Source organism: Streptomyces himastatinicus ATCC 53653 (assembly GCF_000158915.1).
GTDB lineage: Bacteria > Actinomycetota > Actinomycetes > Streptomycetales > Streptomycetaceae > Streptomyces > Streptomyces himastatinicus.
In genome coordinates this window covers 5,662,350-5,669,813 of sequence record NZ_GG657754.1, presented here as the reverse complement: position 1 = coordinate 5,669,813, position 7,464 = coordinate 5,662,350, and the positions used below count along the sequence as shown (strand labels likewise).

Sequence of the window (7,464 nt, the reverse complement as noted above, 5' to 3'; positions counted from 1 at the left end):
CCGCTGGGCCGCGGCCGTGTCGACCAGGCCCCGGGCCCGCTCCTCGACCAGCGACTCGTTGGTCTCGGTGAACCAGGCTGCCTGCGGCTGAGCGGCGATGTGCTTGCGGATGGCCGCCGCCCGCCGGTCGCGCGGATGGGCGCGCACCCAGGACGCCGCGGGGTTGTGCGGGTCGGTGTAGAAGCGGGTCGTCGCGGGATAGAACGGCTTGGTCACGGGGAGTGACGGTCTGAAGGCATGCGTGGCCGCGGGCTCCAGCAGCGGGCCCACCGTGGTGATGGCCATCACGACCTCGGCCACCAGCACCATGACCAGCACATGGGCCATGCCGCGGCTCAGCCATGCGGTCCGGCGCGACCGCACCGGCCGGCGGGCCCGGTCGGCGCGGTCGCGCGGTCCGGTGAACATCGCCGGCTCCGCCGTCAGCCGTTGTGGGAGTTGCCGGGCGGCGGGCGGCGGCGGCTGATGAGCACCACGGCCAGCACCGCGAGCACGACCAGCACGGCGGCCACCACCCCTATCGTGACCAGGGCGGATGTATCCCCGGCCGCCTCGGAGGCGGCGGCCGCCTTGGTGCGGTGCGGGGAGGGGGCCACGGTGGGCTCGGCGGAGGGCGGCGGCGCGGCCCGGTCCGCGAGCGCCTTGGCGGGGGCGATCACCCCGTAGCCGTAGCGCGGATCGTGGCCCGCGGAGCCCTTCCGGTCGGCGGTGTCGATCAGCTTCCGCACGATCTGGCGGGAGTTCCAGCGGGGGTGTTCCGAGCGCAGCAGCGCCGCCCCTGCGGCGACCCAGGGCGCGGCGTAGCCGGTGCCGTCGCCGGTCCAGTAGTCGTTGTTGCCCGCGGTGGTGAGGATGGCGACACCGGGCGCGGCGAGCGTGATGGTCCCGCCGTGGTGGGACGAGGTCCACACGGCGCCCTTCTTGTCGGTGGCCACGACGGCGACGACGCCGGGGAGGGCGGCCGGGTATGTGGGCTTGTTGCCGTCCTTGCCGTTGTCACCGGCGCCCGCCACGACCACGGCGTCCTGCCCGGCGGCGTACTTCACCGCGGACTTCAGGTCGGCGCTCGGGCGCTTGAAGGACACGGCCACGTGGATGATGTGCGCGCCATGGCTCGCCGCATGGCGGATGGCCCGGGCCGTGGCTGTGACCTGGGGCTTTCCATTGCGGTACACCCCGAGGGGCATGACCCGGGCCCGGGGCGCGAGCCCGTACACCCCGTCGCCGCGGTAGTTGCGGCCGGTGCCGACGATGATGCCCGCGGCGTGGGTGCTCTGCTCGTCCTCGTTCCCGTCGTCCCGGGTGACGGGGCTGCCGCCGCCCGCGAAGTCCTTTCCGGCGGCGACCCGCCCGCGCAGATCCGGATGGGTCGCGTCCACCCCGGTGCCGACGACCGCCACGGTCACTCCGGCGCCCTTGCTGAATTTCCATGCGCGCTCCGCCTTGAGCGCGGTCAGCGCCCATTCGGAATCGTGCAACGCACCGCTGTCGGAATCACTCGCCGCGGCGTCACTTGCCGCAGCCGGCGTGGCCAGTGCGAGGGTCATCGCTGCGATGACCGCTCCGGCCCGGCCGGCGAATGGATGGCGTGACATCACGTGACCTGACATTACGTCACCTACTCTCGTCGCACGGGACGCAAGGCCGTCGGGCCCCTTTCATCTTGGGCAGCCCCCGGAAGTACTGACACCCGCGGGTGAGGGATCCGCCCTTCCCCTCTTCGGGGGAAGGGCCCGGGTCCGGAAAACCCCGCGCTCCCCGAAATGGGGGAGGAAAGAGGTCCGCCGAAGGTGCACTCACCGCTCCCCCGGGCGCGGGTACTACCTCCTTTGCGGGTGACGCACTCTGGGACTCGACGGCGATAAGAGCCTCCTGTCGAGGGAGTCGCGATGCAGCGTTTCCGAACGTTCAGTGAGCGCGCGGGAGAGCCGGGCGATCGAGCGGACGTGGCCACCGACAGGCGAAACGGGAGCCCGGTACGGGCCCGCTCGCCGCGGAACAGGATGGCGGGTCTGCCCGGTCTGGCGCTGCGCTTCGCCGTGGTCGGCGGGGGCGGTGTGCTGGTGAACTCGGCGGCGCTCTTCGCGCTCTACCACTGGGCCGGGCTTCCGCTTCTGGTGGCCTCCGGCATCGCGGTGGAACTCGCCGTGGTCCACAACTTTCTGCTCAACGACCGGTGGACCTTCGCCGTCCCCACGCCGTCGGCCGGACGTTTCGTCAAGTTCAACGTATCCGTACTGGGCGGACTCGCGGTCAACGTCGTTCTCGTCTGGTCGCTGGTCCGCTCCGGAATGCATCTCCTGCTGGCGAATTGCCTCGGCATCTCCGCCGCGTTCGCGGTCAACTTCGCCTGTAGTACGGGATGGGTCTGGGGGAGGCGGAGCCGATGATTATCCCCATCGTCTATCTGGTGCTGGTGCTGGTCTCGATCCTGCTCACGGTGCAGTCGACCCACGTCCTCTACCTCATGCTCTACACCTGGGACCGACGGGACGCCGAACGGAAGGCCAGGGCGCCGGACACCTTCATTCCGCCGCGGCTCTCCTTCAGCGTGCTGCTGCCCGCCCGGCATGAGGAAGACGTCATCCAGTCCACCATCGAGCGAGTGGTGCGCGCCGACTATCCGGCCGAATTGCTGGAGGTCTTCGTGATCTGTTCACAGGACGACGACGGCACCGTGAAGAAGGCCGAGGAGAAGATCGACCAGCTGGCCCGGGAAGGGCTGCACAACGTGCGGGTCGTGGTCTTCGACGACGGGCCGATCAACAAGCCGCACGGGCTCAACACCGCCCTGCCGCAGACCGCCAACAAGGTGGTGACCATCTTCGACGCCGAGGACGACATCCACCCGAAGATATTCCGGCTCGTCAACACCGTGATGGTGAAGGAGCGGGTCCGGGTGGTGCAGGCGGGCGTCCAGCTCATGAACTACCAGTCCAATTGGTATTCGACGCTGAACGTCCTGGAGTACTTCTTCTGGTTCAAGAGCCGGCTGCACTACCACGCCCACCACGGCTCCATCCCGCTCGGCGGCAACACCGTCTTCTTCGCCCGCGAACTGCTGCTGCGGCTCGGCGGCTGGGACGACCGCAACCTCACCGAGGACGCGGACATGGGCCTGCGGATCTCGGCCATGGGCGAGCGGGTGCGGGTGGTCTACGACGACCGGTACGTGACCAAGGAGGAGACGCCGCCCACCCTCGGCCACTTCATCCGGCAGCGCACCCGCTGGAGCCAGGGCTTCATGCAGACCCTGAAGAAGGGCACGTGGAAGAAGATGCCGACGCGCAAACAGCGCTGGCTGGCCTTCTACGTGCTGGTGTTCCCGCGCGGGCAGGCGTTGCTCGGCCTCTATCTGCCGATCTCGCTCGGCATGATCCTGATCCTCAAGGTGCCGGTGCTGATCGCGCTCTGCTCGTATCTGCCCGTACTGCTGCTGGTCGCGCACTTCCTGGTGCAGATGGTCGGCCTGTACGAGTTCACCGACGCCCATGGCCTCGAGGCCTCGCCGAAGGCCGTCCTCCGGATGGCGATCGCCTGGTTCCCGTTCCAGATGGTCCTCGCCTACGCGGCGCTGCGGGCCATGCGGCGGCAGCTGGCCGGCCGCCACGACTGGGAGAAGACACAGCACGTGGGCGCCCACCGGGGCTCGACCGAGGAGGCGGAGTCGCGTGTCGCATGACCCCGTGCCCAGCCGGGCACCCTCGAACCCGCCGGTCGCCGTCGGCCAGAACGCCGACCAAAGTGCCGACCAGAGCGCAGGCCAGGACCAGGCCGCCCCGCAGCGGCCTCCCGCACGGCGCCGCCGCCGGTTCTCCGTGGAGCGCGGCTGGTTCCCGCCGCTGGGGAACGCCGGGAAGATCGCCCTGGCGGTCTCCCTGCTGACCGGAGCGCTCACCCACGGCTACCACCTGTTCCGCTACCCCCTCTACCTCACCGACGAGGGCATCTACATGCAGCGGGCCTGGTCGCTGGTGCGCGAGACCAGCCTGTCCCCGTACACCTACGACTACGACCACGCCCCGGCGGGCTGGATCACGCTGGCAGGCTGGGTCTTCCCGCTGCCGCAGCAGTTCGAGACGTTCGGCAACGCGATCAACACCGGTCGCTTCCTGATGCTGCTGGTGCATGTCGCGAGCGTCTATCTGCTGTTCGAGATCACCCGGCGGCTGTCGGGCAGCGTGCTGGCCGCCACCGTCGCCGCGTTCTTCTTCAACGTCTCGCCGATCGCGGTCTACTACCAGCGCCAGGTGCTGCTGGACAACCTGATGATGTTCTGGCTGCTGCTGAGCCTGTTCGCCCTGCTGCGCCGGGAGACCACCATCAGGTCGGTGTTCGGCGGCGGGGTGGCGCTGGGGCTCGCACTGATCACCAAGGAAAACGCGATCTTCTTCGTGCCGAGCTTCATCTATCTGCTCTACCGGCGGATCAAGGGGTCGCCGAGCCACCGGTTCCTCCGGACGCTCTGGCCGTTCGCCGCGGCGGCCCCGATCGGCGCCTATGTGACGTACGCGCTGCTCAAGAACGAGCTGCTGCCGAGCAGCTTCGACTTCGACCTGAACAATCCGCCCGCGGACCACGTCTCGCTGCTCTACACCCTGTGGTGGCAGCTCAACCGCAGCCAGGGCAACCTGCTCAGCCACGACGGGCTGCTGTACACGAGCTGGCTGATGCGCGACTCGTTCATGCTGATCGCCGGGTTCGCGGCGATGCTGCTGTGCCTGTGGTGGGGGCTGCGGGACCGGCAGCGCAACCTGGGCCACCTGATCATCGGGACCCTGGCCTTCGGCTACACCTTCTACCTGCTGCGCGGCAGCGTGGTGCTGGACTTCTACGTCACCCCGCTGATCCCCATGTTCGCGATGTGCATCGGCATGGCCGTGGACCGGCTGCTGAAGGCCTCGTTCAAGAACCGCTTCCTGCGGGGAGCCCATGGGCTCGTCCGGGTCGGTGCGCCCTCACTGGTCGCGGTCGTCCTGCTGATGTCACCGTCCTCCGGATATCTGGTGCACACCAATACCGAGGGCGTCGTGCAAATCGCGGACCAGTACCAGAAAAAGCTGAACCTCACCAAAATGCAGCATGATCAGATCGCCTGGGTGCGCAAACACGTCCCGTCCAACGCACGCATCATCATGGACGACGACCTCTGGGGCGAGCTGCACGATGTGCGCCCGTTCTACCCGTACGCGCATTCCCACTGGAACGCCGCATCCGACCCCGATGTGCGCGACAAGCTGTTCAAAAAGAGATGGCAGAACATCGACTACATCATCATGTCGAACAAGATGCGCAAGTCGATGGCCACAAACAACGCCGACGGGCGCGAGAACTGGATTCTCAAGGCCCTCCAGAATTCCGACCGGGTCTGGTCGAGAATCCAGGGCAACATCAAGCTCGAAATCTACCGGGTGCAATAGCCGCGGGAAGAGGAGGTGAAGGCCATGCCTGAGTACGACGACGACTGGGATGTTCCGGAGGACAGGGATGTTCCCGAGTACGAGGAGAAATCCCCGGCCGGGAAAGACCCGGGCGACAAGCACAAGAAGAAGCTCACCTGGAAGACGGTCCTGCTCGCTCTCGTGGTCTTCGCGATCGTCGGATCGCTCGTGCAGGTGATCGCGCGCGGTGGCTTCGGTGGCGCCCTCGACACCACCGGCAACGGAGGCGGCGGCGCCCCGAAGAAGGGGCATCCGCATGAGCGGCAGGAGGTACGGCCGCCCAAGCAGCCCAAGACCATCAAGCTGGGCAACCAGCGCATCCCGCAGGCGTCCGGCCCGATCATCGTGCTCAACCCGGGCCTGGTGACCCCCGGTGGCAAGGCGACGGTCGAGGGCGGCGGCTTCGGCAAGAAGTCCACCGTGGACCTGCTGCTCAAGGCCCGGGCGTCGGACACCAAGGGCCGGGCGATCGGCAGCGTCAAGACCGACCGCTACGGCTCGATCTACGCCCGGTTCACCGTGCCCGAGTCCAACAGCGGACGGCCCGCCACCCTCGTCGCCCAGCAGCGCGGCAGCGCCAACGCGGCCGAGGCCAAAGTGATCACAGGCGGTGCGGTCGGCACCGCGCGGATCAACAAGATGGTCGGCCGCCCGGGCGACATCGTCATGGTCAGCGCCCATGGCTTCCGGCCCGGCGAGTCGATCGACGTGTTCTGGGGACGGACCACCGGCACCCCCGTCACCACGCTGCACACCGACAGCGGCGGCAGCGTGGGCCGCGCGGACATCAAGGTCGGGGTGGCGCCGACCGGCAACAGCACGCTGGTCCTGGTGGGCAAGCGCAGCAAGACCACGGCCACCGCCCCCTTCCAGATGCTGGCCATGTACCCGTCGATGAAGTCCAAGCCGTACGCGCTCAAGGCCGGTCAGCGGATCACGCTGTCCGCCAACAAGTTCGCGCCCGGCGAGCGGGTCCTGGTCTACATCAACCGCAACAGCGGGCTGCCCGCCTTCACCGCCCAGGCGAACGGCATGGGCCAGATCCGCGACGTGGCGTTCAACGTGCCGTTCGGGCTCAAGGGCCGCCAGACGCTGATGGCGATCGGCGACCAGAGCCGGGCCGTGGTGCGCTCCGGCTTCACGGTGCTGCCGTACTCCCCGTCCGCCGAGCCCAGCGCCTTCGGCGGCAGGGCGGGCACCACGCTGAGCTTCTACGTCGCGGGCTTCGCCCCGGGCGAGACGGTGGTCGCGTACGCCGGGTCCGGCTCCACCGGGCAGCGGAAGATCGGGACCTTCCAGGTCGACGAGCGCGGCAAGGCGTCGGCGGTGGGCTCGTACCGGATCACCGCGGCCGACGAGAACGGCGTCGCGTTCCAGCTCGTCGGCCAGAAGAGCGGCGGTATCGCCAAGGCGAGCATCAACATGTCCTCGGGCCACGGACAGAACGATTAGGTACGCCGGTGACGCCGGTGACGTCGGCGATGACGCCCGAGCGGGAGCGTGGGCCGGAAGGTCGTTCCGGCCGCCTCGGGGGCCTGGGCCCACGTTCGCGATAGTCCGGAGATGTACCATGCGTCCTGGAGTGTCCTATGAGTATTATTTTCGGCCCGAACTCGCGAAGAGTCCTCCAGTTCCTGACCCATATCGAGGACCTCTCCCCCGAAGAAATCGACCGGGTGGCCGATCTGTGGAAGCAGACCTCCAGCCAGACCCGCGCCGAGGGATGGGCGGAGGTCCACCGCACCACGACCGACGAGGAGCGGTACCGCATCCTCGTGGCCGCCGCCGTCGCGCGCCGGGCCGCCTTGGACGCGGCGCAGAACCACCGGCGTCACGACTGGGCCTTCTGGGCCGCGGTGTGGGACGCCGCGGCGGCGGTCGCCGTATGCGATCGCATCGGAAGCCACTACAACGTGCTGGTCGCGCCGCTCGCAGCGGTCATGCCGTCGCTGTCGCACTGCCGGCGCGATGAACTCAGCACCCGCGAACTCCAGGGTGCCGTCCTCAAGGGAGGTGGGTAGCG

General features: G+C 68.5%; 6 protein-coding genes and 1 pseudogene. 5 read left to right on the top strand and 2 right to left on the bottom strand.

Annotated elements, in window-relative coordinates; all coding sequences use genetic code 11:
- Together SSOG_RS53860 and SSOG_RS23980 are read right to left on the bottom strand one after the other, a co-directional pair.
- Positions 1 to 408, bottom strand: a pseudogene (locus SSOG_RS53860) (glycoside hydrolase family 6 protein); the annotation flags it as partial.
- Between the two features lie 14 nt (positions 409 to 422).
- The gene (locus SSOG_RS23980; RefSeq protein WP_245606367.1) at positions 423 to 1,478 is read right to left on the bottom strand and encodes a S8 family serine peptidase; all 1,056 of its coding nucleotides are present in this window, start codon (positions 1,476 to 1,478) and stop codon (positions 423 to 425) included.
- Positions 1,479 to 2,003: 525 nt separating this feature from the next.
- Between SSOG_RS23980 and SSOG_RS23975 the strand changes: the two genes are divergently transcribed.
- The 5 genes from SSOG_RS23975 (at position 2,004) to SSOG_RS23955 (ending at position 7,462) form a co-directional block, all read left to right on the top strand.
- The gene (locus tag SSOG_RS23975) at positions 2,004 to 2,390 is read left to right on the top strand and encodes a GtrA family protein (protein ID WP_245606366.1); all 387 of its coding nucleotides are present in this window, start codon (positions 2,004 to 2,006) and stop codon (positions 2,388 to 2,390) included.
- Positions 2,387 to 3,682, top strand: a complete 1,296-nt coding sequence (locus SSOG_RS23970) for a glycosyltransferase (protein WP_039941617.1) — start codon at positions 2,387 to 2,389, stop codon at positions 3,680 to 3,682. The genes SSOG_RS23975 and SSOG_RS23970 overlap by 4 nt, the downstream gene beginning before the upstream one ends.
- On the top strand, positions 3,672 to 5,420 hold the full coding sequence (locus SSOG_RS23965; RefSeq protein WP_245606365.1) for a glycosyltransferase family 39 protein: 1,749 nt from the start codon (positions 3,672 to 3,674) through the stop codon (positions 5,418 to 5,420). Before SSOG_RS23970 ends, SSOG_RS23965 begins: the two co-directional genes overlap by 11 nt.
- A 24-nt stretch (positions 5,421 to 5,444) precedes the next feature.
- The gene (locus SSOG_RS23960) at positions 5,445 to 6,893 is read left to right on the top strand and encodes a hypothetical protein (RefSeq protein WP_039938546.1); all 1,449 of its coding nucleotides are present in this window, start codon (positions 5,445 to 5,447) and stop codon (positions 6,891 to 6,893) included.
- A gap of 137 nt (positions 6,894 to 7,030) precedes the next feature.
- Positions 7,031 to 7,462, top strand: a complete 432-nt coding sequence (locus tag SSOG_RS23955) for a hypothetical protein (RefSeq protein ID WP_009716833.1) — start codon at positions 7,031 to 7,033, stop codon at positions 7,460 to 7,462.
- The last annotated feature ends 2 nt before the right edge of the window (positions 7,463 to 7,464 follow it).